Below are 24,382 nucleotides of genomic sequence, written 5' to 3'. Positions count from 1 at the left end.
CGCCTGCCCAGCAGGCGATCTCGGCGCACACCGATCAAACGTGTACCGTCGCGACCGCGTCGGTCAGCTCCGGATTCTTCGGCTTCGTCCGAGGCAGGAAGAACGCCGGGATCAGGGTCAGGATGATCAGCACCAGCGCCACGATGTAGGTGTGGCTGAATGCCGTTGACGCCTGGCTCAATCCGGTCTCCAGCACGCCCGGCGGCAGCTTGCTCGCGAACTCCGGATTGGCGTTCGCCGCGATCGCCGGCTTGGCGAATTCCTTGTTGTTCAGGAAGTTGGTCAGCACCACCGAGATGGTCGCGGTGCCGATCGAACCCGCCGTCTGGTTCACGATGTTCATCAACGTCGAACCACGGGCGACCTGCTGATGACTCAGCGTCTGGATGGCCGCGGTCATGATCGGCATCATCGTGCAGCCCATGCCGAGGCCCATCACGAACAGCGCGCCCAGCATCAGCGGGTACGCGGTGTCCACCGTGAGCTGGGTGAAGAACACCGTGCTGACCGCGATCAGCGTGATGCCGACCAGCACGATCTTCCCCGGCCCGATCTTGTCGACCAGCTTGCCCGCCACCGGCATGGTCACCATCGCGCCCAAACCCTGTGGGATGAGCAGCAATCCGGCCTGCAACGCCGATTCGCCCCGCACCTGTTGCAGGTACGTCGGCAGCAGCAGCGCCCCGCCGAAGAACGCGATCGCGAACAGCACCATGGTGAGCACCGCGAAGGTCAGCGACCGGTTGCGGAACAGATGCAGGTCGATCAGCGGATGCTCGGTGCGCAGCGCGTGGAACACGAACGCGACCATCAGTAGCGCGCCGATGATGGCCGGCAGCAACACCTTTGTCGCGAGCACCGTGCCCTCACCCGGAATGGACGAGACGCCGAACAGGAACAGCGCGAGCCCCGGCGAGGCGAGCAGCATGCCGAGGAAGTCGAACGACTCCGACGGTTCCGGCTTGTCCGCGGGGAACACGACGTAGGCCAGGATCAGCGCGATGACGCCGATCGGGGCGTTGATCAAGAAGATCCACTGCCAGTGGAATTCGATCAGCCAGCCGCCCAGGATCGGGCCGCAGATCGGGCCGAGCAGCATCGGCACGCCGAGTACCGCCATCACCCGGCCGACGCGCTGCGGGCCGGCCGCGTGCGTCATGATCGTCATGCCGAGCGGCATCAGCATGCCGCCGCCGATGCCCTGGATCACGCGGAACGCGATCAGCGACTCGATGTTCCACGCGGTGGCGCACAGCACCGAGCCGAGGACGAAGAAGGTCAACGCCGCCATGTACAGGCGTTTGGTACCGAACCGGTCCGCCGCCCATCCGGTGAGCGGAATGACGGTTGCCAGCGCGAGCGTGTAGCCGGTGATCGTCCACGCCGCGATGGCGTAGCTCGTCTCGAATTCGGCCTGGAAGGTCGGGAGCGCGATGTTGACGACGGTGATGTCGAGGATCGACATGATCGCGCCCAGCACGACCACGCCTGCTACTTTCAAGACCGCCGGGTCCAGTTTGTCGGCGGTCGGGTCAGGCCCCGTCGCCTGATTATCCGGAGGAAGGTTCACCGCTTCAGCGTTCCACCTCTTCGCCTCCTACACCAGCAATTTCGCGGGCAATTCGGTAGAAGAATTTTCCAGCGCGGTCAGCGCGGCGGTCGTAGCGGCCTCGCTCGCGGGCAGCAGCGGCAGCCGGACGGCCGGGCTCGGGATGCGGCCCTGGGCGGCCAGGACCGCCTTGATGACGGTGGGGTTCGGCTCGGCGAACAGCGCGGCGGACAGCCCGGCCAGGCGGTGGCCGAGGGCGCGGGCCTCGTCGATCCGTCCGGCGTGCCAGGCCGCGATCAGCGCGGCGAACGACCCGGTGCGCAGGGCCGAGGAGGCGAGGATGCCGCCCGCCGCGCCGAGGGCGAGCAGCGGCGAGAGGTAGAGGTCGTCGCCCGCGAGGACGGCGAAATCGGCTGGGCGCGTGGCCATCAGCTCGATGGTGGCATCGTCGATGCTGCCGACGGCGTGCTTCACGCCGATGATGTTCGGGTGCCCGGCGAGCCGGCGCAGCGTCTCGGCGCCGAGGATGCGGCCGGTGCGGTACGGAATGTTGTAGATGACCAGCGGAACCGGGCTGCTGGCGGCGAGCGCCTGGAAGTGGGCGAGCACACCGGCCTCGGAGGGGCGGGTGTAGTACGGGACGACCGTGAGCGCCGCGGTGATGTGCGGGCTGAGCGCGGCGACCGCCTCGATCGAGGCCGCCGTCGAGTTCGAGCCGGCCCCGACGATCAACTGGCCGTGGCGTTCCCGGCACACGCGGGCGCAGATCTCGACGACGAGCGCGCGTTCCACGGCGGTCAAGGTGGCGGCCTCCGCGGTGGTGCCGAGCGCGACGAGCCCGGTCGCGCCTTCGGCGAGGGCGGAGTGGGCCAGGCCTTCCAACGCGTCGGCGGCTAGCGCGCCGTCGGCGGTGAACGGCGTGACCAGAGGGATATACAAGCCTGCGAGCGTCATGAATACGAGCTTGACCCCGATGAACGGTTAGGTCTAGTTCACGTTTCTACAGGCGAGCATAAGATTGACTGATGCTCGATATCCGGAAGTTGCGGCTGCTGCGCGAGCTCGCCCACCGCGAGACCATCGCGGCCGTTGCCGACGCGCTCGCCTACACGCCCTCGGCGGTATCCCAGCAGCTCAGCGCGCTCGAACGCGAAGCAGGCGTGCCGTTGCTGGAACGCACCGGCCGCCGGGTCACATTGACTCCGGCCGCCCGCACCCTGGTGGAGCACGCGGAGACTATCCTCGCGGTGCTCGAGCAAGCCGCCGCCGAGCTGGCCACCACGCGGGCCGACCTGACCGGAACGCTACGCATAGGTGCGTTCCCCACCGCCGTTCGAACCATCCTCTCCCCCGCGCTCGTCGCGTTGAGCCGCGATCATCCCGGCCTCGAATTGATGGTGACCGAACTGGACCCGGCGACCGCACCCGCCGCGCTGCGCGCGGAAACCCTGGATGTCGCGCTGGTTCAGGAGTACGACTACGTGCCGGTAGAGCCGGATTCCGCACTGGACACCGAGCCGCTGCTCGAGGAGACCATTTATCTGGCGGCGCTTTCCGGCGAGTCGCTGGCCGGCCGGCGCGAAACCTCCTGGATCGCAGGCACTCCCGATACGTTGTGCCACACGATGACCGTGCGCGCCTGCCAGGCAGCGGGATTCACGCCGCGGATTCGTCATCACGCCGACGACTTCGGCACGGTACTGGCCCTCGTCGCGGCTGGGCAAGGGGTGGCGCTCGTCCCGGAACTCGGCGCCCTCACCTGCCCCCCGGAGGTCACGCTGACACCGCTGCCGACGCAACGGCGTACCCTGCTGGCGTATCGACGCGGAACCGGCGACCATCCCGCGGTGAGCGCCGCCCGCTCGGCATTGCGGGCCTCTGCGGCGGCGATCACCACCGCCGGGATGTCGCAGCGCGGCTGACAACTCCGGCTGCCACAGCTCAGTCCACCCGATTGCGCACCGACGCTGTCTCGGCTCAGCGCAGAAGATACCGACTGGTCGGCACTACGTCGATGTCTCGATCAGCGCCGAAAGTGTTGACGCTCTTCATCAATCGCGCGATGCGCCGCGTCAGTTCAGCGTCGTCGCCGGCGCTGCCGTAAAACACGTGCGGGTCGGTGAGAGCCCCGATCGGAAACTGTTCTTCGACAATGGCCGCGATCTCGGGCGCCGCCTCGGTGACGGGTTCTAGGACGAGATTCTGGACGTAGCCGAAGGTCGCCTGAGTGGCTATGGCGATTTCCGTGTGCTCGGTGCGCCAACGGTGCAGCCAGTCGGCGTGCGACAGGGTGTCGGGCCGGCGCAGAAAAGCGACATTGGCCAACCCGGGAGCCCGTTCACGAAGCGGTACCACCGGGGGCTCGATCGGCCTGGTCTCCTCGACGTGCCAGCCGGCAATCCGCTTCGCCATGGACCCGAGAATGTCGGCGACAGCATCGGTTTGACCGCCATCCGGGAGCCACACGCCGACCACCGCAGACACCGGTTCCTCGAACGTGGTCAGTCGCAGCATCGCGTTCTCGACCACGGAATCGGAGATATTCGCCTGCACCGCAACAGCTCCGGCGGCGCCCAGCCGGACGGTCAGCTCCTCGGCGAGGAGGTCGCCGGGGCTCCAGAGTGCGAACATCACCTTCATCGCGCGACCACTTTCTGCAACAGGTTCTACTCCTGCGCAGCGTAGCCCAACCTCTCGGTCTGCGGGGCTAGCCGAACGACTTTGCCGCAGAGAGCAAGAGACCGACCGCGTGCCGCACCGACCGGTCGACAACCTCCTCCGGCTCGCCGTCGTACTGGTGATGCTCGGCGTCCACTCCCGCTCGGGTCGCCACCGCGAACCAGACCGAGCCGGCCGGCTCGCCGTCCTGCGAATCCGGGCCGCCCACACCGGTGGTCGCCACGGCGAGGTCGGTATCCATCAGTGCCCGAACACTTTCGGCCATCGCGCTGGCCGCCGTCGCGGAGACCACCGGCCCTTCGGGCACATCGAGCACCCGATATTTGACCTTCGTGGAGTAGGCGACGACTCCCCCGCGGAACCACTGGGCCGAGTCCGGCGCGGCACCCAGTGTCGCGGCCAGATTTCCGGCGGTCAGCGATTCCGCGACGGCGACCGTCAGGCCGTCTCGCTTGGCGAGTTCGGCGAGTTTCACCGCGGACTTCACTCGCGGCACCTCCTGCTGGTGATCTAGTGCGGATGACGAGGCCGGCTAGCCGGTCAATCGGGCGGCTCCTGGACCTCGTCCTGCGCCGAACCGAGCGGGAGTTCGTCGGCGTCTTCCGCGTTCTGCTCGTAGCTGCCGGGACCGAGATCCTCCGCCGCCCGCTCGACCGAAGCCGGGTCGGGGGTCGAGGCCGCCTGCGCGGCTTGGATTTCCGCGCCGACCCCGTCCGATTCCGTCGCGACGGCGAGTTCGGCCCGCAACCGTCCGGCCGTCGCGGTGTCCCCGCTGCTCTCGGCGGCGGCGATATCCTCGTGCAGCTGTTCGAGCAATTCATGCGCAACCATCGGTTCTCCCTACGAACGAATCCGAGACTCAGCCCTTGCCGAGCGCCTTGGCCAGCTGGCTCTTGTTCATCTTCGAGCGGCCGTCGATATTGCGCTTCTTGGCCTCGTTATAGAGCTGATCCCGGGTCGGCCCCTTCGGCCGGTTGGTTCCCGAGCGCTGCCCGCCACGTTGCTGCGGCGACTTGTCCTGGACCGAGGACCGGCTGGCCGTCTTCGACTGGCCGGACTGGGCTCGGTTCTTGTTCACCGTGCGCGCGGCGATCTCCTTCGCGCGTTTGGCCGACGCTCCCTGATCCTGCTCGGAATCCTTGATGTGCTCGTACTGCCGCTCCTGTTTGGCAGTCCATTCCTTCGGCATGTCGATCACCTCCTTGGCGACGTATACCCGGTCGGTTTCGCCGTAATCGGCCGGTCTGCGGGACCGAACCCCGAGGTCAACGCGCTGTGACGCGGATTGTGCGCAGCTCGGGGTCGGCGGCATCGGGCACATTCATCCCGGCCTCGAGGCCGGTGCGCAGATACTCGACGACGGCGGCGTCGAGACGTTCACCCGGCACGACCGCCGGTATGCCCGGCGGGTAGGGCGTGAGTTGCTCGGCGGCGATCCGCCCAGGCGCCTCGTCCAGCGGCACGGCTTCGGTGCGGGCGAAAAACGCGTCCCTGGGCAGCAGTACCGTTTCGAGCTCGAGTTCGCCCGGTGCGGGGAGCGAAATGCGGGGCGGTTGTGGGTCTTTCACATTCTTGCGCCACGCGGTGAGGCCGTCGACCAGCGCGGCGATCGAGTGCCGGTCGTCGGCCACGGACAGCGTCGCCAGGATACGGCGATGGTCGCTGAGCCCGACGTCGATGAGCCGGTGCTCACGCAACCAATCCGCGGCCCGGTATCCGGACTCCCCGGTGCGCGAGACGTCCATCAGCACCTGCATGCGATCCAGGTCGTGTGACGCCTCCGAGCCGAGCAGTTCCTGCTCGAGCACGGCGATGCCGGGGATCTCGGCGAGTGCGGTCCGCGCCTCGTCGGCGACACCGAGCGCGGCGTCGAACATTTCGCGTCCGTGCTGGACCATCTGCCTGCGCCAGCCATCCAGGGCCGAATAGATCAGCACGTTCGGACTGGTGGTCATCAGCAGGTCGGCACACGCGCTGAGCCTGGCTCGATCGATCAGATCGCCCTGCACATGGAAGACCGAGCCCTGTTCGAAGCCCGCGCCCATCTTGTGCACGCTGACCACACAGACATCGGCGCCCGCGTCCATCGCCCACGTCGGCAGCGCGGGGTGAAAGGGCAGGTGCGCACCCCATGCCTCGTCGACGATGAGCGGTTTGCCGCGAGCGTGACACTCCGCGGCGATACCCGAGATGTCCGCGCAGGTGCCGTACGGGCTCGGGCTGACGATCAGCGCGCCGCTCGCGTCCGGGTTTTCCTCCCAGGCCCGGCGGACCTGCTCGGGCGACGGCGGATGGGACAGGTGGTGCTCGGCGTCCCAGCGCGGGGTGATCCAGTGCGGGCGGACGCCGGAGAAGATCAAGCCCGCCACGATCGATTTGTGACTGTCCCGCGCGACCAGCAGCCCACCGTCGTGCCCGCCGGCCACTGCCATCATCGCGGCCTTGACCGACAACGAACTGCCACAGGTCGAGAAGAACGCCGATTCCGCACCCACCGCGTCGGCCATCAGCTCCTCGGCCTCGCGCAGATAGCCACCTCGGGCGAGCCGATCGTCGAGGCCCGCGCTCATCAGGACATCGGAGCCGAACGCGTCCGCGCCCAGCACCTCCAGCACCCGTTTGTCGGTACCGCGGCCCTGTCGGTGCCCCGGCGGCGTGAAGCCGTACCGGCCGCGTTCGTGGTAGTCCGCCAGCGCCTCGACCAGCGGAGCCTTGGTGTGATCATGCTTGGTCCTCGTCACGGGCACCTTCCTCTTCGCTGATGATGTCCTCGCGTTACCCCGCACGCTTTCGATCACACCTGCGCGCCACGGCCGCTTATACCGCCCTGAATACTTGCCGGCCCCTCGGGTACTCGGACCGCACTGACCGAAGGCGGGTGGCTGTGAAGACGATATCGACCGACATCCCGGCACGACTGGATCGTTTGCCATGGTCGCGCTGGCACTGGATGGTGGTGATCGGGCTCGGGTCCGTGTGGATCCTGGACGGCTTGGAGGTCACCGTCGTCGGCAGCGTGGCGAGCAGGCTCTCCGAACCGGGCAGCGGCATAAGCATTACTGCCGCACAGGTTTCCGGGCTGGCGGCGGCGATGTACGTCGCCGGCGCCGGTTGCGGCGCACTGTTCTTCGGTTGGCTCACCGACAGATTCGGGCGTAAGAAGCTGTTCCTGATCACCCTCGCCGTGTATCTGTTCGCGACAGCCATGACGGCCCTGTCGTTTTCGATGTGGTGGTTCGTCATCTTCCGCTTCCTCACCGGCTTCGGCATCGGCGGCGAGTACGCGGCGATCAACTCCGCCATCGACGAGCTGATCCCGCGAAAGTATCGCGGGCGCATCGACATCGTGATCAACGGAACGTTCTGGCTCGGCGCGGTCGGCGGTTCGCTGCTGTCCATCGTCGCGTTGAACACCGACCTGTTCGCGCCGAACATCGGCTGGCGCTTGACCTTTGCGCTCGGCGCGGTGTTCGGGCTGGTCATCCTGGTGGTACGCAGGCACGTGCCGGAGAGCCCGCGCTGGATGTTCATCCACGAGCGCGAGGACGGGGCCGAACGGACCGTCGCCGACATCGAAGCGCAGGTCCGCGCCGACACCGGCCGCGAGCTGGAAGACGTGTCCGATCAGCGGATCGAGATCCACCAGCGGCGCACCATCAGCTTCCGCGAGATCGCCGAGGTGATGGCGAAGCACTATCCGAAGCGCAGCGTGCTCGGCCTCTCGCTGTTCATCGGGCAGGCGTTCCTCTACAACGCCATCACGTTCAATTACGCGCTCATCCTGTCGAAGTCGTTCCACGTGGCCGACGATCGGGTCGGCTACTACTTCGCCGTGATCTGCTTCGGCAACTTCCTCGGACCGCTGCTGCTCGGCAAGCTCTTCGACACCGTCGGGCGCAAGCCGATGATCGCCGGCTGCTATCTCGGCTCGGCAATCCTATTGTTCGGCACGGCTTGGCTTTTCGCAGCCGGGACGCTGTCGGCGGTAACCCTCACCGCGTGCTGGACCGCGGTGCTGTTCGTCGCCTCCTGTGGCGCCAGCGCGGCGTATCTGACGGTGAGCGAGATCTTTCCGATGGAGACGCGCGCCATGGCCATCGCGTTCTTCTACGCGATCGGGACCGTCGCGGGCGGCGTGGCCGGCCCGCTGGTGTTCTCGAAGCTGGCCGCCGACGGCGACGCCGGCAAGATCGCGCTCGCCTTCGCCATCGGCGCCACCGCGATGTTCGCCGCCGGACTCGTCGAGCTGGCGTACGGCGTCAAGGCGGAGGGCCGCTCGCTGGAGGACATCGCGAAACCGCTCAGCGCCGGCTCGGACCACCACGCGGCCAAGGCTTCCTAAGTTGTCTCAGACAGATTAGGCTGGAGGTCAGTACACCGAAGGGACTCTCAATGACCGTGTCAAGCCGCAGCGGCCATCGATCCCGGGTTTTCGAGGGTGAATGCGCGTCCGTCTCGAAGCAAAGCCCACAGCACGTCGACCAAGCGGCGGGCCAACGCCAGCAGGGCCTGTGGGTGTGGATCTGTCGTTCGCCGCGTTTGCGTTCGTAGAACCGCCGCGAGGGACCATCGGGGTTACGCAGGCTCGACAGGGCGGCCATGTAGAACACCCTGCGCATGCGCCGGTTGTAACGCTTGGGCCGGTGCAGATTGCCCGAGACCCGGCCCGAATCCCGAGGAACGGGAACAAGACCCGCGTAGGACGCCAACCGGCCCGCGCTGGAGAAACCGGCCAGGTCACCGCCGGTGCCGACGAGGAACTCCGCGCCCAGGCCGGGCCCCATACCGGGCAGAGACTCGATGATGTGGGCCCACGGATGGGCCCGGAAGCGGGTGGTGATGAGTTTGTCGGTGTCCTTGATCTCGCGATCGAGGTCCAGGAGTTTGGCCGCGATGCGTTTGACCAGCATCGCAGTGTCAGCTTCGCCGGGCAGGGCCAGGGTTTGGCGTCCGGCGGCATCGACCGCGGCGGCTGTGGTCTTGCCGATGCCGGGCTTCCAGGCCCCGTTCTCGGTCAGATGTGTTGCGACGCCGTCGATTCCGGCGGCGCGGATCTCGCTGGGAGTACACATTCCGGCGACCAAGATCAGCGGGGTCCGGTTCGAGTAGTCGAACGCGGCTTCCAGCGCGGGAAAGATAGATCCGAGCAGATCACGCAACCGATTCACGCCCGCGACCCAATCCGACATGAGATCGGTGCGATAACGGGTCAACTGCGTCAACCCGACCACCAGCTCGTCAGGCATGACCACCTGACCCAGATCGCGGCGCATACGCGCGGTTTCGGCGATCACCTTCGCGTCCTTGGCGTCGGTCTTGGCCTCACCACGGAACCCGTGAGTCATCGTGTTCACGACCCGGCCCGGCACATACGTCACCGCCTGCTCGGCCGCCAGCAGAACTGTGATCAGCAACAACGCCAGCGGGCTGGTCAAATCGATCGCCCACCGCACCCGATCGGCGCCCTGGCCGGCGCGGGCGATCAGCGCCTCGATCGCGGTCTGGTCGTTGCCGAATTTCTGGCTGAACACCGTCTTGCCGGCGTCGTCGACCGCACACGCGTGATGCGCTGCTTTGCCGACGTCGATCCCGACCCATATCTGAGGGCGAGTGGTCACTCACCTGCTCCTGACCGTCGAAGTTTGTTGCGCCCGTGGACAACCCCGCCGGCAGATCCCTAAACAGCGACGACCCGCAACAAGCTCTCAATCAGCAACCGGAGCGTCCAGCACGGCGGGGCAGCCAGTCCTTTCGAGCCTCGACAACAGGCACACACCGATCAGCTACACCCCACCGCCCTGGGCATCCAGGGCACCAACCCCAGACACCTACAAACTTAGGGACACCGATGTCAGCCGCCATGCCGCACACCCCGACCCGTGCCTTCAACAGTCTCGTCACCCACGGATGGAATCGGCTGGCAGGCGTATACAACATCCCGCTGGTGCAACGGGTCGCCTACCGGCCGCCGCAGGACGAGATCATCGGCCAACTGCGGCAGGGCGGTATCCGGCGGATCGCCGATGTCGGTTGCGGCACAGGGATTCTCGCGTCGCGCGTGCAGCAGGAACTGAAGCCCGACGTGATCTACGGCTGCGACGCCTCCGTCGGCATGCTCCGGCAGGCGAAAGCGCGCTCCCGCGAGGTGAATTGGCTCAATCGGCGTGCCGAGGACCTGGGCCTGCCCGACGGCGCGGTCGACGCAGTCGTCTCGACGCATGCCTTCCACTTCTTCGATCATCCGGCGGCGCTGGCCGAATTTCACCGAATCCTTTCTCCCGGTGGGCTGCTCGCCATCGTCCTGATCAATCCACGCCACCGGTTCGCGCAGCTGTTACAGCCGTCCCCGATGCAGAACGTCGCGTACTTCCCGTCGCCTCATGCGATGCGGCGCCTGGTCCAAGCGGCCGGATTCCGGGTCACCGAGCAACGCCCCGTCCGCAGGCCGCTCCCCTCCCCACTGGTACCCGACGTCCTGACCGTCGCCCGCCGCGCCTGAAGGGTCTCGGGATGCCTCGCCGACGAACTGTCGGTACCCCCAGGTAATCTTCTCGACCGGACCGCGCTGCCCCAGACCCCGCCAGCCGACCGAAACCGAAATTGATACTGACATCGGTCTTAGGTGGAGAGGGGCAGGTTGTTGGATCAGTCTGTTGAGGTACCGGAAAGCATGCCCGGCGAGGCTCAGGGGCTCGCCCGGCCCGTCGAATCCGACACGGTTCGGCCGGCCGAGGAAGTACTGGGAACGGGCCGATCACAGAGCGCCGGAACCTTCCGTTTCTGGCTGGCCGACCAGCGGTGGGAATGGTCCGACGAGGTCGCGATCATTCACGGCTATGAACCGGGCACCGTCCGGCCGACCACCGAATTGCTGCTGTCGCACAAGCATCCGGACGATCGCGATCAAGTCGCGAACACCATCGCGCGCACGGTCGAGACCGGCGAGCCGTTCTGCAGCCGGCACCGGATCATCGACACCGGCGGAGTGCTGCATCACATTCTCGTCGTCGGCGACGACATGCGCGACGACAACGGCGACGTGATCGGCACGTCCGGCTACTACATCGACCTCACCAACGCGCTCGAAGAAGACCGCAGGCAGACCCTCGACGGCGCGCTCCCCGAGCTGTACTCCGCGCGCGCCGCCATCGAACAGGCCAAGGGCGCGCTCATGCTCATCTATGGGATCACCGAGGACCAGGCCTTCCGGGTGCTCACCTGGCGTTCCCAAGAAACCGGGACCAAGCTGCGCGCGCTCGCCACCCAGCTCGTCTCCGAGGTCACCACCCTGGACAGCTCCATGGTCGAGCTGCGCACCCGCTTCGACCACCTACTGCTCACCGTGCACGAACGGATGTGACGCTCACCGCGTGCGGTGCTTTTCCAAGATCTTGCCCGGGTCGGCGGTCCGATCGACCACAGCCCGGGCAAGCTCCGGCACCCGCACCCGGGTGTGCCGGGCGTAGCCGCGCAGCGCATCGAACGCGGTCTCCGGGTCGAGATCACCGTGCGCCGCGAGCATGCCTTTCGCCTGCTCGATCACGATCCGGCTCTGCAACGCCAGCTGCAACTGCCCGTTGACCGTCTTATGACCGGCCAGCAGCCGAGCCTGCAGAATCGCGATACTCGCGATATCGGCCAGCGCCTGCCCGACCAGCAGATCGTCCCCGCTCAGCCGCTCCGCGCCGGCACTGAACAGATTCAGCGCGCCGACCCGATCCGCACGCAACCGCAGCGGCAACGCGTACACCGACTGAAAGCCGTCCAGCAGAGCCTGTTTCGCGAACGCGGGCCACTCCCCCCGCGCCGCCTCTAGATCCTCCACGATGACCCGCTCGCCAGTGCGGTACGACCGCACACACGGCCCGTCCTGCGCCTGGATTTGCAGTAACTCCAGCCAGCGCGTCGCCTCACTGGTCGTCGCCAGCACCTTCATGTCCTCGCCGTCGCCGGCCAGCAACACCGCCGCGGTATCGACAGGTAGCAACTCGACGGCGCGATCCAGCAGTTCCTGCACCACGTCCACCGGGTCGTAATCCTCCACCAGCGAGTCCGCCAACTGCACAAACGCCTCGACCAGCCGCCGCTCCCGACTCATACCGGCCGCCTCCTTCCATTCCGCCGGCCCCGCGGGTCCCGGCCGTTTTCGTACTGACCGGAAATGCCCCCACCTCCCGCCCTCAATCGCCCCACCCACCCGGGACGCCCGTCACACCCCCTGCGCCCGACCAGGATTCAGCCCCTCCCACCCCCACCGCCACGCCGTTAACCAGGCGATTCGCTCCCCCGCCCCAACCTGAGGTAATCTCTTCGAGCGCCCAGCAATGGGCGGCAACGGGCTGTGGCGCAGCTTGGTAGCGCACCTGACTGGGGGTCAGGTGGTCGCAGGTTCAAATCCTGTCAGCCCGACAGAGAAAAACCCCTCCTGACCTCGGTCGGAGGGGTTTCGTCGTTATTCGACCACTCGGAGTTGGGGACCGTTTGGGGACCAATCGGCCTGACCCCTGCGCGCCAGCAGCTCGGGCAGCTGAGGTCCGTTGTTCGGCGTGGTCAGGAACCGTGACAGCAAGTCGCCGTCGTTTTGCAGCGCGGCGATGTCGGGGTGCAGGTACCGCCGGGTGATCCGCGGGTCGGTGTGCCCGGCGATCTGCTGAAGCCGATGCAGCGGGACTCCGGCGTCGGCGAACCAGGTGAGTCCGGTATGCCGGAGGTCGTGCCGGCGCAGGTGCTCGTATCCCAGGGCTGCGACCACGTCCGGCCAATGGATGGCGCGCCGGAGGACACCGGTTTGAATTCGCCCGCCGCGCGGTCCGAGAAACAGGCGAGCGTCAGGCCTGCCGTCGGCTGCCGCGATCCGGGCGAGAACCATCGGGCGGATTTCCTCGATGATCGGAATCCGGCGCGAGCGTTTGTCTTTCGTGCCTTTGTCGTTCAGCCCGCCCGGCCCTGGCGAGGTCTGCCGGCGCAGCGTTCATATCCACTTCGCGGTGTCGATGTCCTGAAGTCGTTCGCTGGGCTTGACGATCTGTAGGACCCATCGCAAGACACATTGGTCAGCGGGTCGGTCGGATGTTTTGGTTGAGGTGGAAGATGTTGGTCGGGTCGTAGTTGTTCTTCAGCGTGGTCAACCGGGCGAGTTTGGCTGGCGAGAAGGCGCGGTGGACGCCCTCTCCGTTGAGGGTATTGACGTACGCGCCGCCGGCGTAACGGTCGAGGGTGGCCGCGTACGCGCGGATCGTGGCGATCTGTTCGGCGTCGTCGGCGGGGTTGTTCCAGCGGGTGGCGGTGACGAACTCGAACTGGGTGTCTCGGTGGCTGAACGCGGCGTCGTCGTCGGCGATATCGGCGATCGCGCCGCCGTAGGCTTGGAGGCTGGCACCGACGCCGGGGTTGCCGAGCAGGGCGCGGATCGCCTCGTCGGGCAGCGACATGAAGTAGTGGCCTTTCCAGTAGCGGCGGAACCGGTGCCCCTGCGCGCTGTCTTCGCGGCTCTGCAAGGTCAGGTACGACAATTCTTCGATGCGCTCGGCCGCTGTCTGGCCGAGGTTGCGGAAGGCCGCGAGCAGTTCGGCGGCTGTTTGTGGGTCGCCGATCCATACGAAGCCGACGGTGAGTTCCTGACCGACGATGCTCGCGGTGAAGGTGGCCTGCCGGGGCGCGGTAGCGTTCAGATCACGCCAACCTCGCAGGACCGCGAAGGCCTCCGCCCAGTCGTAGGTGAATTCGGCGACGAGAGTGCGGGTACCGATGTGGTGCAGACGGAACTCGAACGCGGTGACGATGCCGAAATTGCCGCCGCCGCCGCGTAATCCCCAGAACAGCTCGGGGTTCTCGCTCGCGCTCGCCGTCACGACGTCGCCTGCGGCGGTGACGACTTCGTAGGAGATCACGTTGTCGCAGGCGAGCCCGAATTGCCTTGCGAGCCAGCCCATCCCGCCGCCGAGAGTGAGTCCGCCCACGCCGGTGTGCGAGACGTTGCCCGCCGTGGTGGCCAGACCGTATTCCTGCGTGGCACGATCCAGTTCGCCGAGCAGCGCACCGCCCTGGATCCAGGCGACCTGCCGCTCGGGATCGACCTGGACGGCGTTCATCGGCGTCAGGTCGATCATCAGCCCGCTCTCGGGCACCGCGAGTCCGGCGATGTTGTGGCCACCGCAGCGTACGCCGATTTCCAGGTCCTCGGTTTGGGCGAACTGAATGGCCGCTGCGACGTCCGCGGTGCTGTGGCAGCGGGCGATCACGCTCGGCCGCCGGTCGATCATCGCGTTCCAGACCGTGCGTGCCTCGTCGTACCCGGGCTGTCCCGGATGCAGAAGTTCGAGAGTGAGTGTGGTGGCGGTCATCGGGTGCTCCTGTCGAAAGTGGTCTGCGCACAACGATGACAGCGAAGTGGTTTATGGATAAGGTCCATTTCTATGCGCCTTTCCAGTACCAATTTCGCCTCCGGCGAACTGTTGGTCGAGCTACGGCGCGACGCGTCTGTTCCGCTGTACCGGCAATTGGAGATCGGCATCCGTGATCGGATTCGGCAGGGACTGTTGCGGACCGGCACGGTGATGCCGGCGACCCGGGCTCTCGCCGCCGATCTCGGACTCTCCAGGGGCGTGGTCGTCGAGGCGTACCAGCAGTTGGTCGCCGAGGGGTATCTGGTCAGCTGGACCGGTGGTTACACGCAGGTGGCGCCGACCGTGGCCAGTTCTCCAGTCGCACAACAGAAGACGGCGGCCGGCGGTCCGCCGCGGATCGATTTCAGGTACAGCAAGCCGGATGTCTCCCGATTTCCGCGCGCCGCTTGGCTGCGCTCGATTCGCAAGGTGCTCAACGAGACGCCGAACAGCAGCCTCGCCTACCTGGACGGGCGCGGCAGCACCGAGCTGCGTGAAGCACTGGCCGACTACCTGAATCGGGTCCGGGGTACCTCGGCGCGGCCGGAGAATATGCTGATCTGCAGCGGCTTCGCCCAAGGTTCGCGGCTGCTCCTGGACGTACTGGCGGCGGCCGGATATCGCCGGCTGGCGGTCGAGGACCCATCCGACAACGAAGTTCGCGAGGTCGCAATCAAAGCCGGACTCGAGACGGTCGGTGTGCCGGTATCGGACACCGGGCTCGATGTGGCGGCACTCGAACGGTCAGGTGCCGACGTCGTCCTGGTGACCGCCGCCCATCAATTTCCCACCGGCGCAGTCGCTTCGGCGCGGACACGGGCCGCGTTGATCGCATGGGCCACCGCCCACGACGCCCTGATCATCGAGGACGACTACGACGCGGAGTACCGCTATGACCGCGATCCGATCGGCGCGATGCAGGGCCTGGCGCCGGAGTCCGTGGTCTATGCGGGCACGGCGAGCAAGACGCTCGCGCCTGGGTTACGACTGGGCTGGCTGATCCTGCCGAGCCGTCTGGTCGAGCCGACGTCGGTGGCCAAGGTGAACGACGATCGCGGTTCGCCCGTGTTGGATCAGCTGACCTTCGCCGACTTCGTCGCGCGGGGCGAGTTCGACCGGCACCTGCGCCGGATGCGGCCGCGGTACCGGCAGCTGCGCGACACCCTCGTCGGCAGGCTGGCCGAACAGATACCCGACCTCGTGCCGATCGGAGTATCCGCCGGACTCCATGTGATGACCTGGCTGCCGCCCGATCTCACCGAGGTCGCAGTGGCGGATGCGGCGGCGGAGCAGGGCGTCGGAATTTACGGCCTGGCACCCTATTGGGTGACAAAGAACGGCCCCGGAGGTCTGGTCTTTGGGTATGGCGGCTTGACCGAACCCGCCATCATCGAGGGTGTAGATCTGCTCGCCAACGCCATCGCCTCGCTGCGTCGGCAGTAGCGACCCCATCGATCAACGGGGTTTGGCCGCGAACTGTGAAGCTGCCTCCCTCTGGCAATCCGCGCGACCAATAATCGGCTCACAACGGCGCCTTCTCGGGAGCCGCCCCCGAGAACCGACCTTGCTTCGAGGCCTGCCACCTCAACGCAAGAGACATCGAACCGCGCCCGAACGGTCCGGCCAGAGTCCGCAGCGGTGCCGAGATGTGCTGAGCCTCTGGGAATCTCCGTTGCCCCCTCGGCTTGCGTTCTCGTCAAGCGGGTCAGCTTTCACCACCTTGGCCAGTGCCCGAGTCACGCCGTTGCTCAACCCGGCCTCACGATGGCCGTCGCGCAACGTGGCCGTCCGGCCGCAGCAGCACAGCGGGCACCTCTAGGTTGAACGCGTCCTGGATACCGAGATTCATGCCCTGTCCACCATTGGGCGGATGCATGTGCGCCGCGTCGCCCGACAGGAGCACCCGCTCGATCCGGTAGCGATCGACCAAGAGGGTGGCGTCGCCGAAGCGAGACAACGTCGCCCAGTAACGTCTCGTGCCTGGTGGGTTCGCCGGAAAAATCGACGCCGAGCAGCTTCGCTGCCGTACTGCGGCGACCGTCACAAGCCAATAGGTGACCGAACCCGCAGATGCCGTGGCATCCACCGTGATCATTACCGACGACCGGTCGCCGGGCGGCGAAGGGTCGCCGACTACGCGAGGCATGACCGGGTCCCCCGAACCCGGCCTGATCGGGATCAACTGTATGCGTCAGCGAAATGCCCGGGCTCCGATGTTCTCGGCGAACTGCTTCCAGAATCCGTACGCAAGACCAGTCGTCACGCTCGTCTGCGCTCCCGGAGTCCAAGGCCCTTCAGCCGAAACCTTGAGATACAACGGGTTTTGCGACGGAAAGTTCGATTGCTTCTTCAGATACAACGTAAAGGTAATATAACGATTTTCGCCTTCGAAATGCCCGGGCAACGAAACGAACCTGAATACCGAGCCATTCACGAAGACGACCCTGATCGGGTTCTTGGTACCCAGATTTTCCAGATTGCACACACGCCCCGGCGTCAGAGGACCACATTCGGACCGAAACGGGAAGAATCGGTTCAAGTCACGCGTGATCTCACCCACTGCGTTGGCCGGCGTGAAAGCCCCTTGCTTCGCGATGAACGACTGAGGTAGCCCGGTAGGAAAATCGTATCCGTACGATAGGCCCGAATCTGCCATCGCCGGAGTCGGGACGATACCCAACGAGACCACACCGGCGATAAGGAATGCCGCGAGCAGATCCATAAGCCGTCTCATCAAGGCCTCCACATACAATCGAACCACGCCGACAGCACGCGATGAGCATGATCGGTCTGTGCCGTGATCGGCCGTTGCTGCGCGAATCCCCGTGCCGCAGCCGATATCCCATTTTGTTCGAAACGCTCGCTGTTCGGTATCAGCTGTTCATACGACAGCCGCTCACTACTTGACCGGCCGTCTTCCCTCTGTGGTCCAGGCGCTTCTTCGACGACCACAGCAGCCACGTCGAGTCCGGGTCGAACGCACTGCTCGGCCGCGTGAGCGCGACCGCCAGCACGATCATGTTCACGCCCAACGGGCTTTGCGCTGCTGGGTGGTTCAGCATTGATCGCCGTGCTGGACTACCGGGTACAAACCATCACCGCGTGCCTGCTCGGCCTGACCGTCGCCGCCTTCCTCGCCAGGGCCTCTGCCGCGAGCGGTGCCGGTGATGAAACCGACCCTCGGTCATCACGGCGGAAACAGAGCTACCACCGTAGAGGCACCAAGCATGTCCGCGTTGAAACCGCCGACGTGCCGTACGGTTTCGACGAAGAGGAAGTCGAGGCCGGCGATCCCGGGGACGGGTCAGTGCCGAATCAGGCCGCAACCGTGCCACTTTCGTGACGGAGACCACACCGCACGGGTGTCACGGTCGAGGGCCGGGCGGTGTCGCAGTGACATACAGAGCAACGCCTAGGGAGAAATATGGAAACCATCACTGTCGAGCGCACGATTGCCGCACCGCCGCAGGAAGTCTTCGACTGGTGTTCGAACACCACGAATTACGAGCGCACCGCCTGGGTATTGCGTGACAGGCTCATCCAGCCCGGCGAAGCCGCGGCATGGGGGCTCGGCGCGGTCCGGGCGCACACGTGGCTGATCGGCCGGTTCCGGGAACGCATCACCCGTTACGACCCGCCCCGGTCATTCGACTACGTCGTCGAACGCAGCGTCCCCCCGATATCGCACAAAGGCGCAACCATGACCTTCACGACGGTGCCCGGCGGTACCCGAGTCGTCTGGACCAGCACCGTCGACGTCGGCTCGATTGTAGGAAAGGTCGCCAGAACCGTTGTCGGCCATGTCTTCGGCCGAATCCTCGCCGCCTGCGACAAAGCGCTCACCACCAAAAGCGGCCCCGTCTAACGGTTTCGACATACCGGCGATCACCGCGGGAGCAACCCGGATCGTCTTCTTCTCGTCTCCTCACGGCCAGATCATCTAGTGCCCCGGAACAACGCGGACGTTCCTCTGGCCCACCGGACGCCCCTGTCTGCCCAGGACTAGGGCCTGATTGCCGGAATCCGTCGCGGGGCACACGCGAATAGCGGCAGTAGTAGAAGGTTCGCACGGTTCAGTCCACACTGATGAGCGTGCACTTCAGCTCGCGATGGCCCGGGTGGGAATTAGCTGCTGCCCCGCCCCCATGCTGGTCTATTGTCTTGCGCCGAGGTCTTGGCCGGGTAATCGGCCTTCGGGGGGCACTGTCGAAGGCAGTAAGACCGCGTCGGCGAGTGCGCTGTAGCCGATGCCAGGTCAAGGGCGTAGATAGGAGGCGCCGTTGAGGTCGAGGATGGCGCCGGATGCCCAGGTGGCTTGCGGTGAGGCCAGGTAGACGATGGCGGCGGCGATCTCGTCGGGGGTGCCGACGCGTCCGAAGGGGCTTTCCGCGCGCAGGGTATCACCCTCGGGCGCAGCAAGTTTGGCTTCCTGGCGTTCGGTTCTCACGAAGCCTGGGGCCACCGATGCCACGCTGATGCCGTGCGGGGCGAGCGCTATCGCCATGGATTGCCCGAACGCTTGCAGGGCGGCCTTGCTTGCACCGTAGGCGGGATAGTCGGGTTCGCCGCGGAACGCGCCGCGCGACCCGACATTGACGATGTGCCCTGGCGCGCCGCGGGCGATGAGGTGGCGTGCGACGGCGTAGGTCAAATGCACCGGGCCGAGCACATTGACCTCGAGCATGTGCTGCCAGACCTGCTGCCACTGAGCGGCTTCCACCTCCGCGACACGATGGGCATTGCCGGGTGTCGGGGCCATGCCCGCGTTGTTGACCAGAACGTCGATGCCACCCAGCGCCTGCACGGTATCGGAGGCGATCCGCTGCGCGGCGTCGGGGTCGGTGAGGTCGCCGGCCACGATGACGTGGCCCGAGCCGGGCAGTGCCTGCAGGGTCTGCTCGGCTGCGGCTCGGTCACGAGCGTAGTGCACCGCGACGCGGTCGCCGCGGGCGGCGAACGCGCTCGCCGCGGCCCGCCCGATCCCGCGGGAGGCTCCGGTGATCAGCACCCGCCTCATCGCGCGAACACCTGCGACTCGTCGAGAAACGCCTTGAACTCCAACGCGTTACCGCACGGATCGCGGAAGAACATCGTCCATTGCGCACCGGGGCGATCGGGGAAGCGCAGATAAGGCTCGATGAGGAATTCGGTTCCGGCGGCACGCAACCGGTCGGCCAGCTCGTGAAAACCCTGCGGGGACAACAGCAAACCGAAATGCGGGATCGGTACGTGATGCCCATCGACCTCGCTGGCGCCCTCCTGTGCCCGGGCGCGCGCGACGACGTGGGTGACCAATTGATGCCCACTCAGATTCCAATCGATCCAGTGGCTACTGGTTCGACCCTGCTCGAGACCCAACACCTCGCCGTAGAAATGGCGGGCGGCGTCGAGATCCTCGACCGGGATTGCCAGGTGGACTGCAGGGCGCATGACGCGACACCTTCCTCGAATCGGTTCCTTGTGTGTTCCCCTCGTAATCCAGCTTGCGCGCACCCATGTCCGAATGTCAACATTAGGACATGGATACATCCCTTCCCAAGGCAGCCCGCCGTGGTCTGGCGCAGGAGGCGGCCGATCTGATCCGCGAGGCGATCCTCACCGGGAAATTCCCACCCGGCGCACCACTGCGAGAGGTGGAACTGGCCGCAGCACTGGGGATCAGCCGAGGCTCGGTTCGCGAGGGCCTCGCGCTACTGGAAAGCGAAGGGCTCATCCGCCGGGGCTGGCACCGCGGCACCACCGTGCTCGAGATCACCGCCCACGATGTCGAGGAGGTCTACACCCTGCGGGCAGCACTCGATCGACTCGCCGCGATCACCGCACGGCACACCGCGACCCCCGATCAACTCGACGAACTCGACGAACTGGTCGACCGCATGGCGGCGGAACTGGCCGCGAACGCGCCCGCGGCCCGGCTGCTGGCCCTGGACCTCGCCTTCCACGACCGCATCTACGCCGCCGCGGGCAACCAGCGCCTGCACCGGGCCTGGGATGCGGTCCGCTCCCAGGTCCACTTCTTCCAACTGCACCGCGTCACCGCCGACAACCACTACCGCGATCGCGTCGTCGCCGAACACCGGGAACTCGCGACACTGCTTCGCTCAGGCGATCCCGAGACCCTCGCCCGCTACGCCGAACAACACGTCGACACCGCACGCCGCAGCCTGCTCGCCGACCTCCCGCCATAACTCACAGCAGATCTGGTACGCGCCCGCACCGGACACATTCGGCGGTCCACTCAGAGTTCGTCGATGCCGCATCCATTTTGAACCGCGACTCAGCCTACACAGCAACAGATTTCGTTCAGCTGGATCCCGCGTGCCGTGCAGCTATCGACCACTCCCCGGTGCGAACCCGAGCAGTGTGCGGATCGCGGTGCCGAGGGCGGCGCCTAAGGTGTCGAGGGCGCCAGGGTTCAGCAGCGTCGACGGCACCGTTTGGATGTCACAGCCGGCGAGGGCAGGCTCGCCGTCCATGCGTCGTTGCAGCCAGTTGAAGGCGTCGGGTGCGCCGAGTACCGCCACTGGGCCGTGCGCGAGGATGGGAAACGAGTCCCGTCTGTAGGTGACCGATACTCCGCGAGAGCAGTACGCGCTGGTCTGCGCGTCGGCTCCGGCGATGGTGCTCGCCTCGTCGTAGACCCCGTTGAATTCGTAGACCGGTGCGGTCGGAGTGTGCTTGGTGTAGGAGCGCTGTTCGATCATTCGTGCCACGACCGGGTCGGCGAGAAACACGTCGACGGGCACGGTGATATAGCGTGCGAAGTCCGGTAGGGCGAGGAATCGGCCGATGCTGTCGAGGTCGGCGTCGATGACGATCTGGCCGGTGCACTGGCGTTTCGCCCGGTCGATCAGCTGCCGAGCCGCCGGGGTCAGGTAGTGGCTCAAGGTGTCGGCGAATTCGGCAGAGTCTTTCGACATCGCCGCTCCGGCCAGGGGCAGCAGGCCACCCGTGGGAGTGTTGCTGATCGAGATGAGTGTGCCCGCCAAGTCGGCGACCGGCGCGCCGAGAACCGCACCCACGAGCTTTAGTTCCGGTGCGTAGTGCGGGGCCATCTCCGCCGCCCAGGTGGACGCGACACCGCCACCGGAGTAGCCGTACAGGCCGACCGGGGTATCTACGCCCGCCAGGCCGAGCGGCCCGAACTGCTCAGCCGCCCGGATACCGTCCAGCACAACGTAACCGGGTTCCTCGGGGGTCAGGAAGTGATCGTCGGTGCCACCTTGGTCCGGAATGGTCACCGCCCACCCACGTTCGAGACCGCTTGCGGCGAGCAGGATTTCGACACTGGGGGCGGCTATGCCGATCGGACCGTTCGGGTTCGTGAAATCGATGGGTACGCCTTGCTGCAACGCCACCGACGGACGGCACATGTCGGCGACAGCGTCGACCGCGGTCTGATACGACAGCAGCGGACGTGGCCGAGGCGGCCCGTCGGGAACCATCACCGTAGAGGCGGCGATGTAGGGGGCTCCGTGGGAATCGGTTGTGCGATAGAGCAATTGCCAGGCCTGGATATGAGTGGGCAGCAGCCGCAGGGTGCTGACCTGTACCTGTCGTGAGCGCAGGATCGTGCCGGGCGCAGCGGCTTCGTATCCGACCGGTGCGGAATAGAACGGATCGTCGGCGGTGAGTGGTACCGCCGCGGCCCGCGGTCCGGTCACGCTCAGCAGTGCTGCGACCAGGCATGCGGTGACCGATACGACGGCCGGCAGGCGCTGCACCGTGAGGGATCGAAACATCATGTCACGGATGGACACTCACACCTCCGAAGAAAGAGAACATCTCTTTCCTAAATTAGAGTGTCGGGCGTCACATAGCAATGCCGCGGTCTACCGCCACACGCAGATCCGAGGGCAAGTGTGCGACATGACCCGCTGCCCTTCGCCGAGCAGAGCGAGTGCGCGTTCCAATCCTGCTGTCCAGATCCCGGAGTGACGGCGCGACGATCCCTCACGATGACTGCTGGCACCCAGCCGCGTGGGACGCCGGTTGGGTACCGCCGCACCACAATCCGGCTGGCGCGGTGATGTCGGGATTCGCGACCGGCAAGGACGCCACGCGGTTGAAATTCGCGACACCTCCGACGCGCTTTCTCCCAACTGTCCTCAGCCGGCGCGAATGCAGTGTAACGACTGCGCGCGGACAAGGTAGCGCCAGTCGGCAGTTCGCTATTTGCAAGCACCGCGAATCACTGCCGTCGCGTGCAGGATTCGCTCCGCATCGAAAAGCTCGAGCGCCGAAGGTCAGGCACACCGTTCCGCGCCCGGCTGCGCTGGACCAGCCCACGGATCAGAAAACGCGACTCCGAATCCGTGTTCGTCGCGTCCGTGAGCAGCCAGGATCGTGGCTCGTTTGCGGGGTTGGATGTTGGCCTTGGTGATATCGCCTTCGTAGTGCGCGAGCACCCGCGGATCCATCACCCGCCGCCACAATGGCGGAATCGCCGCGCACACGACCATAGTGATGTAGCCGGCCGGAAGCCGCGGCGCCTCTTCGGAATTGCGCAGCGTCTGATACCGGCGTCCGGTATTGATGTGATGATCGCTGTGCCGCTGTACATTGAAGATGAAGACGTTGGTGACCAGCCAGTCACAGTCCCAGCTGTCCTTGGGCGAGAAGCGAGCCCAGGAACCGTTGGCCTTGCGCTCGCGCAGGAGCCCATAGTGCTCGATGTAGCCGATCGTCTTGAGCAACGCCATGCCGAGCACGGCCTGTATCGACAGGTACGGCGCTATGGACCAGCCGAAGACCGCAAGCAGTCCACCGAAAAGTACCGCGGTGATCGACCATGTCTGCAGGATCTGGTTGTGAATACTCCACCACCCCTGTCCCTTTCGGCGTAGCCGCTCCCCTTCCAGCCTGATCGCCGCGCGAAAGCCGGTCACCAGATAGCGGGGCAAGAACTCCCACAGCGATTCGCCGTACCGCGCACTCGAATGATCGCCGGGTGTGGCCACCCAAACGTGGTGCCCGCGATTATGTTCGACGGTGAAGTGGCCGTAACCCGACTGTGCCAGCGCGATCTTCGACAGCCACCGCTCCAGTTTCTCGACCCGATGTCCCAACTCGTGGGCGGCGTTGATGCCGATAAAACTCACAAAGCCTACCGACACCGCCAGACCCAGCTTGTCCACCACACTCAACTCGTCACCGGACCACATGGCGCACGCGACAAGCAGGCCGATCAACTGGACCGGCAGGAACAAGAACGTGCACCACCGATAGTATCGATCGTTCGACAGCTCCTCGTAATCCTCATCGCGCAGATTGTTGCAGTCCTCCCCCACCAGCCAATCCAGTATCGGGATAACGATGAACACGATGATCGGAACGCTCCACCAGAAGATTGGGCAGCCCGTGCGTAACACTAGTTGGGAGGGCAGCAGCGCGGCCGCCGGCGCGATGAAACCTAGAACCCAGAGATGACGTTTGGGATCACGTGACCCGGAACGTTTGCCCAGCATTCGCATGTCCGCCCTTGGATGCGACTCGAAGAGATATTTCGGATGCGCGAAGCATAGGACGACTCCGAAAGTGACGCTGCCCAAGACCTTTCACTTAAGCACTGACTTAAATCAATCCGAGGAATACAGCGCCCGATATTTACCGCAGCTTACAGCGACCTTCAACGCCACACTGAAGTCGCACAAGCTTTGGCGGACCTTCGAGGATGCAGCCCAAAGGTTTGCTGGGCACGGCAGGCCCTGAGCCAGACGCACAACCCGATATCTCCTGGGCCGGGTGCGATCAGGACGGCCTAGCCTGT

At 65.9% G+C, this 24,382-nt stretch carries 23 protein-coding genes, 1 tRNA gene and 2 pseudogenes; 9 read left to right on the top strand and 17 right to left on the bottom strand.

The genetic code is table 11. The features are described 5' to 3' along the window. Positions 1-34 precede the first annotated feature (34 nt). Positions 35-1,570, bottom strand: coding sequence for a DHA2 family efflux MFS transporter permease subunit (locus tag ACFYO1_RS34835; RefSeq protein WP_387240754.1), 1,536 nt, complete (start codon positions 1,568-1,570; stop codon positions 35-37). Positions 1,571-1,597: 27 nt separating this feature from the next. Then, entirely contained in the window at positions 1,598-2,503 is a 906-nt protein-coding gene (gene dapA, locus ACFYO1_RS34830) for a 4-hydroxy-tetrahydrodipicolinate synthase (protein ID WP_387240751.1), read from the bottom strand. Between the two features lie 71 nt (positions 2,504-2,574). Between dapA and ACFYO1_RS34825 the strand changes: the two genes are divergently transcribed. Beyond that, positions 2,575-3,471, top strand: a complete 897-nt coding sequence (locus ACFYO1_RS34825; RefSeq protein ID WP_387240748.1) for a LysR family transcriptional regulator — start codon at positions 2,575-2,577, stop codon at positions 3,469-3,471. A gap of 55 nt (positions 3,472-3,526) precedes the next feature. Here ACFYO1_RS34825 and ACFYO1_RS34820 read toward each other — a convergent pair whose 3' ends face one another. The 5 genes from ACFYO1_RS34820 to ACFYO1_RS34800 all read right to left on the bottom strand — a co-directional run bounded on the left by ACFYO1_RS34820 (position 3,527) and on the right by ACFYO1_RS34800 (position 6,969). Next, a complete protein-coding gene (locus ACFYO1_RS34820) occupies positions 3,527-4,189 on the bottom strand; it encodes a hypothetical protein (protein ID WP_387240745.1) in 663 nt (220 codons plus the stop codon). A gap of 67 nt (positions 4,190-4,256) precedes the next feature. Beyond that, on the bottom strand, positions 4,257-4,715 hold the full coding sequence (locus ACFYO1_RS34815; protein WP_387240742.1) for a CinA family protein: 459 nt from the start codon (positions 4,713-4,715) through the stop codon (positions 4,257-4,259). Positions 4,716-4,768: 53 nt separating this feature from the next. Beyond that, the gene (locus ACFYO1_RS34810; protein ID WP_387240739.1) at positions 4,769-5,059 is read right to left on the bottom strand and encodes a hypothetical protein; all 291 of its coding nucleotides are present in this window, start codon (positions 5,057-5,059) and stop codon (positions 4,769-4,771) included. Between the two features lie 28 nt (positions 5,060-5,087). Then, positions 5,088-5,417: a plasmid stabilization protein gene (locus tag ACFYO1_RS34805; RefSeq protein WP_387240736.1), complete on the bottom strand. Its 330-nt coding sequence runs from the start codon at positions 5,415-5,417 to the stop codon at positions 5,088-5,090. A gap of 76 nt (positions 5,418-5,493) precedes the next feature. After that, on the bottom strand, positions 5,494-6,969 hold the full coding sequence (locus ACFYO1_RS34800) for an aminotransferase class I/II-fold pyridoxal phosphate-dependent enzyme (RefSeq protein ID WP_387240733.1): 1,476 nt from the start codon (positions 6,967-6,969) through the stop codon (positions 5,494-5,496). Between the two features lie 143 nt (positions 6,970-7,112). Between ACFYO1_RS34800 and ACFYO1_RS34795 the strand changes: the two genes are divergently transcribed. Continuing rightward, positions 7,113-8,570, top strand: coding sequence for an MFS transporter (locus ACFYO1_RS34795; RefSeq protein WP_387240730.1), 1,458 nt, complete (start codon positions 7,113-7,115; stop codon positions 8,568-8,570). Positions 8,571-8,629: 59 nt separating this feature from the next. Here the strand turns inward: ACFYO1_RS34795 and ACFYO1_RS34790 are convergent. After that, positions 8,630-9,846 (bottom strand): annotated as a pseudogene (locus ACFYO1_RS34790) (IS110 family transposase). Positions 9,847-10,076: 230 nt separating this feature from the next. On the opposite strand from ACFYO1_RS34790, the gene ACFYO1_RS34785 reads away from it, so the two are divergent. Continuing rightward, positions 10,077-10,727 carry a class I SAM-dependent methyltransferase gene (locus tag ACFYO1_RS34785; RefSeq protein WP_387240727.1) on the top strand — a complete coding sequence of 217 codons (651 nt, stop codon included), beginning with the start codon at positions 10,077-10,079 and terminating at the stop codon, positions 10,725-10,727. Between the two features lie 171 nt (positions 10,728-10,898). Beyond that, entirely contained in the window at positions 10,899-11,588 is a 690-nt protein-coding gene (locus tag ACFYO1_RS34780; protein WP_387240724.1) for a PAS and ANTAR domain-containing protein, read from the top strand. Positions 11,589-11,591: 3 nt separating this feature from the next. On the opposite strand, the gene ACFYO1_RS34775 is transcribed toward ACFYO1_RS34780, so the two are convergent. Further along, positions 11,592-12,326, bottom strand: coding sequence for a GAF and ANTAR domain-containing protein (locus tag ACFYO1_RS34775; protein ID WP_387240721.1), 735 nt, complete (start codon positions 12,324-12,326; stop codon positions 11,592-11,594). A 237-nt stretch (positions 12,327-12,563) separates the two neighbouring features. On the opposite strand from ACFYO1_RS34775, the gene ACFYO1_RS34770 reads away from it, so the two are divergent. Then, positions 12,564-12,637: transfer RNA gene (locus ACFYO1_RS34770), tRNA-Pro, on the top strand. Positions 12,638-12,680: 43 nt separating this feature from the next. Here ACFYO1_RS34770 and ACFYO1_RS34765 read toward each other — a convergent pair. Continuing rightward, entirely contained in the window at positions 12,681-13,163 is a 483-nt protein-coding gene (locus ACFYO1_RS34765) for a tyrosine-type recombinase/integrase (protein ID WP_387241681.1), read from the bottom strand. Positions 13,164-13,281: 118 nt separating this feature from the next. Then, entirely contained in the window at positions 13,282-14,571 is a 1,290-nt protein-coding gene (locus tag ACFYO1_RS34760; protein ID WP_387240718.1) for an FAD-binding oxidoreductase, read from the bottom strand. Between the two features lie 72 nt (positions 14,572-14,643). On the opposite strand from ACFYO1_RS34760, the gene ACFYO1_RS34755 reads away from it, so the two are divergent. Next, the gene (locus ACFYO1_RS34755; RefSeq protein ID WP_387240715.1) at positions 14,644-16,056 is read left to right on the top strand and encodes a PLP-dependent aminotransferase family protein; all 1,413 of its coding nucleotides are present in this window, start codon (positions 14,644-14,646) and stop codon (positions 16,054-16,056) included. A gap of 373 nt (positions 16,057-16,429) precedes the next feature. Here the strand turns inward: ACFYO1_RS34755 and ACFYO1_RS34750 are convergent. Together ACFYO1_RS34750 and ACFYO1_RS34745 are read right to left on the bottom strand one after the other, a co-directional pair. Beyond that, positions 16,430-16,570: pseudogene (locus tag ACFYO1_RS34750) on the bottom strand (FAD-dependent monooxygenase); the annotation flags it as partial. Between the two features lie 234 nt (positions 16,571-16,804). Continuing rightward, positions 16,805-17,335, bottom strand: a complete 531-nt coding sequence (locus tag ACFYO1_RS34745) for a hypothetical protein (protein ID WP_387240712.1) — start codon at positions 17,333-17,335, stop codon at positions 16,805-16,807. Positions 17,336-17,674: 339 nt separating this feature from the next. Between ACFYO1_RS34745 and ACFYO1_RS34740 the strand changes: the two genes are divergently transcribed. Both ACFYO1_RS34740 and ACFYO1_RS34735 read left to right on the top strand, forming a co-directional pair. Continuing rightward, positions 17,675-17,956, top strand: a complete 282-nt coding sequence (locus tag ACFYO1_RS34740) for a hypothetical protein (protein ID WP_387240709.1) — start codon at positions 17,675-17,677, stop codon at positions 17,954-17,956. Between the two features lie 81 nt (positions 17,957-18,037). Next, positions 18,038-18,478 (top strand): SRPBCC family protein, encoded by a 441-nt coding sequence (locus ACFYO1_RS34735; RefSeq protein ID WP_387240706.1) that lies wholly within the window; start codon positions 18,038-18,040, stop codon positions 18,476-18,478. Between the two features lie 390 nt (positions 18,479-18,868). Here the strand turns inward: ACFYO1_RS34735 and ACFYO1_RS34730 are convergent, their stop codons facing one another. Together ACFYO1_RS34730 and ACFYO1_RS34725 are read right to left on the bottom strand one after the other, a co-directional pair. Continuing rightward, a complete protein-coding gene (locus ACFYO1_RS34730; RefSeq protein ID WP_387240703.1) occupies positions 18,869-19,630 on the bottom strand; it encodes an SDR family NAD(P)-dependent oxidoreductase in 762 nt (253 codons plus the stop codon). Beyond that, complete coding sequence (locus ACFYO1_RS34725; RefSeq protein ID WP_387240700.1) at positions 19,627-20,043, bottom strand: VOC family protein; 417 nt, start codon at positions 20,041-20,043, stop codon at positions 19,627-19,629. Before ACFYO1_RS34725 ends, ACFYO1_RS34730 begins: the two co-directional genes overlap by 4 nt. 89 nt (positions 20,044-20,132) lie before the next feature. Here ACFYO1_RS34725 and ACFYO1_RS34720 point away from each other — a divergent pair, with 89 nt between their 5' ends. Then, positions 20,133-20,801 (top strand): GntR family transcriptional regulator, encoded by a 669-nt coding sequence (locus ACFYO1_RS34720; RefSeq protein ID WP_387240697.1) that lies wholly within the window; start codon positions 20,133-20,135, stop codon positions 20,799-20,801. A gap of 141 nt (positions 20,802-20,942) precedes the next feature. Here ACFYO1_RS34720 and ACFYO1_RS34715 read toward each other — a convergent pair whose 3' ends face one another. Next, positions 20,943-22,358 (bottom strand): lipase family protein, encoded by a 1,416-nt coding sequence (locus ACFYO1_RS34715; protein ID WP_387240694.1) that lies wholly within the window; start codon positions 22,356-22,358, stop codon positions 20,943-20,945. Between the two features lie 501 nt (positions 22,359-22,859). Continuing rightward, positions 22,860-24,080 (bottom strand): alkane 1-monooxygenase, encoded by a 1,221-nt coding sequence (locus ACFYO1_RS34710; protein ID WP_387240691.1) that lies wholly within the window; start codon positions 24,078-24,080, stop codon positions 22,860-22,862. Between the last annotated feature and the right edge of the window lie 302 nt (positions 24,081-24,382).

The organism is Nocardia sp. NPDC006044, assembly GCF_042871115.1.
GTDB lineage: Bacteria > Actinomycetota > Actinomycetes > Mycobacteriales > Mycobacteriaceae > Nocardia.
Note: the sequence above shows the minus strand (reverse complement) of the source record. Positions and strands in the feature narration are given on the sequence as shown.

Coding starts and splice junctions, on each gene's coding strand:
- ACFYO1_RS34810 (WP_387240739.1), bottom strand. CDS start 5,059: ATGGTTGCGCATGAATTGCTCGAACAGCTGCACGAGGATATCGCCGCC.
- ACFYO1_RS34780 (WP_387240724.1), top strand. CDS start 10,899: ATGCCCGGCGAGGCTCAGGGGCTCGCCCGGCCCGTCGAATCCGACACG.
- ACFYO1_RS34725 (WP_387240700.1), bottom strand. CDS start 20,043: ATGCGCCCTGCAGTCCACCTGGCAATCCCGGTCGAGGATCTCGACGCC.
- ACFYO1_RS34820 (WP_387240745.1), bottom strand. CDS start 4,189: ATGAAGGTGATGTTCGCACTCTGGAGCCCCGGCGACCTCCTCGCCGAG.
- ACFYO1_RS34785 (WP_387240727.1), top strand. CDS start 10,077: ATGTCAGCCGCCATGCCGCACACCCCGACCCGTGCCTTCAACAGTCTC.
- ACFYO1_RS34715 (WP_387240694.1), bottom strand. CDS start 22,358: ATGATGTTTCGATCCCTCACGGTGCAGCGCCTGCCGGCCGTCGTATCG.
- ACFYO1_RS34825 (WP_387240748.1), top strand. CDS start 2,575: ATGCTCGATATCCGGAAGTTGCGGCTGCTGCGCGAGCTCGCCCACCGC.
- ACFYO1_RS34760 (WP_387240718.1), bottom strand. CDS start 14,571: ATGACCGCCACCACACTCACTCTCGAACTTCTGCATCCGGGACAGCCC.
- ACFYO1_RS34730 (WP_387240703.1), bottom strand. CDS start 19,630: ATGAGGCGGGTGCTGATCACCGGAGCCTCCCGCGGGATCGGGCGGGCC.
- ACFYO1_RS34710 (WP_387240691.1), bottom strand. CDS start 24,080: ATGCTGGGCAAACGTTCCGGGTCACGTGATCCCAAACGTCATCTCTGG.
- ACFYO1_RS34735 (WP_387240706.1), top strand. CDS start 18,038: ATGGAAACCATCACTGTCGAGCGCACGATTGCCGCACCGCCGCAGGAA.
- ACFYO1_RS34755 (WP_387240715.1), top strand. CDS start 14,644: ATGCGCCTTTCCAGTACCAATTTCGCCTCCGGCGAACTGTTGGTCGAG.
- ACFYO1_RS34720 (WP_387240697.1), top strand. CDS start 20,133: ATGGATACATCCCTTCCCAAGGCAGCCCGCCGTGGTCTGGCGCAGGAG.
- ACFYO1_RS34805 (WP_387240736.1), bottom strand. CDS start 5,417: ATGCCGAAGGAATGGACTGCCAAACAGGAGCGGCAGTACGAGCACATC.
- ACFYO1_RS34745 (WP_387240712.1), bottom strand. CDS start 17,335: ATGGATCTGCTCGCGGCATTCCTTATCGCCGGTGTGGTCTCGTTGGGT.
- ACFYO1_RS34775 (WP_387240721.1), bottom strand. CDS start 12,326: ATGAGTCGGGAGCGGCGGCTGGTCGAGGCGTTTGTGCAGTTGGCGGAC.
- dapA (WP_387240751.1), bottom strand. CDS start 2,503: ATGACGCTCGCAGGCTTGTATATCCCTCTGGTCACGCCGTTCACCGCC.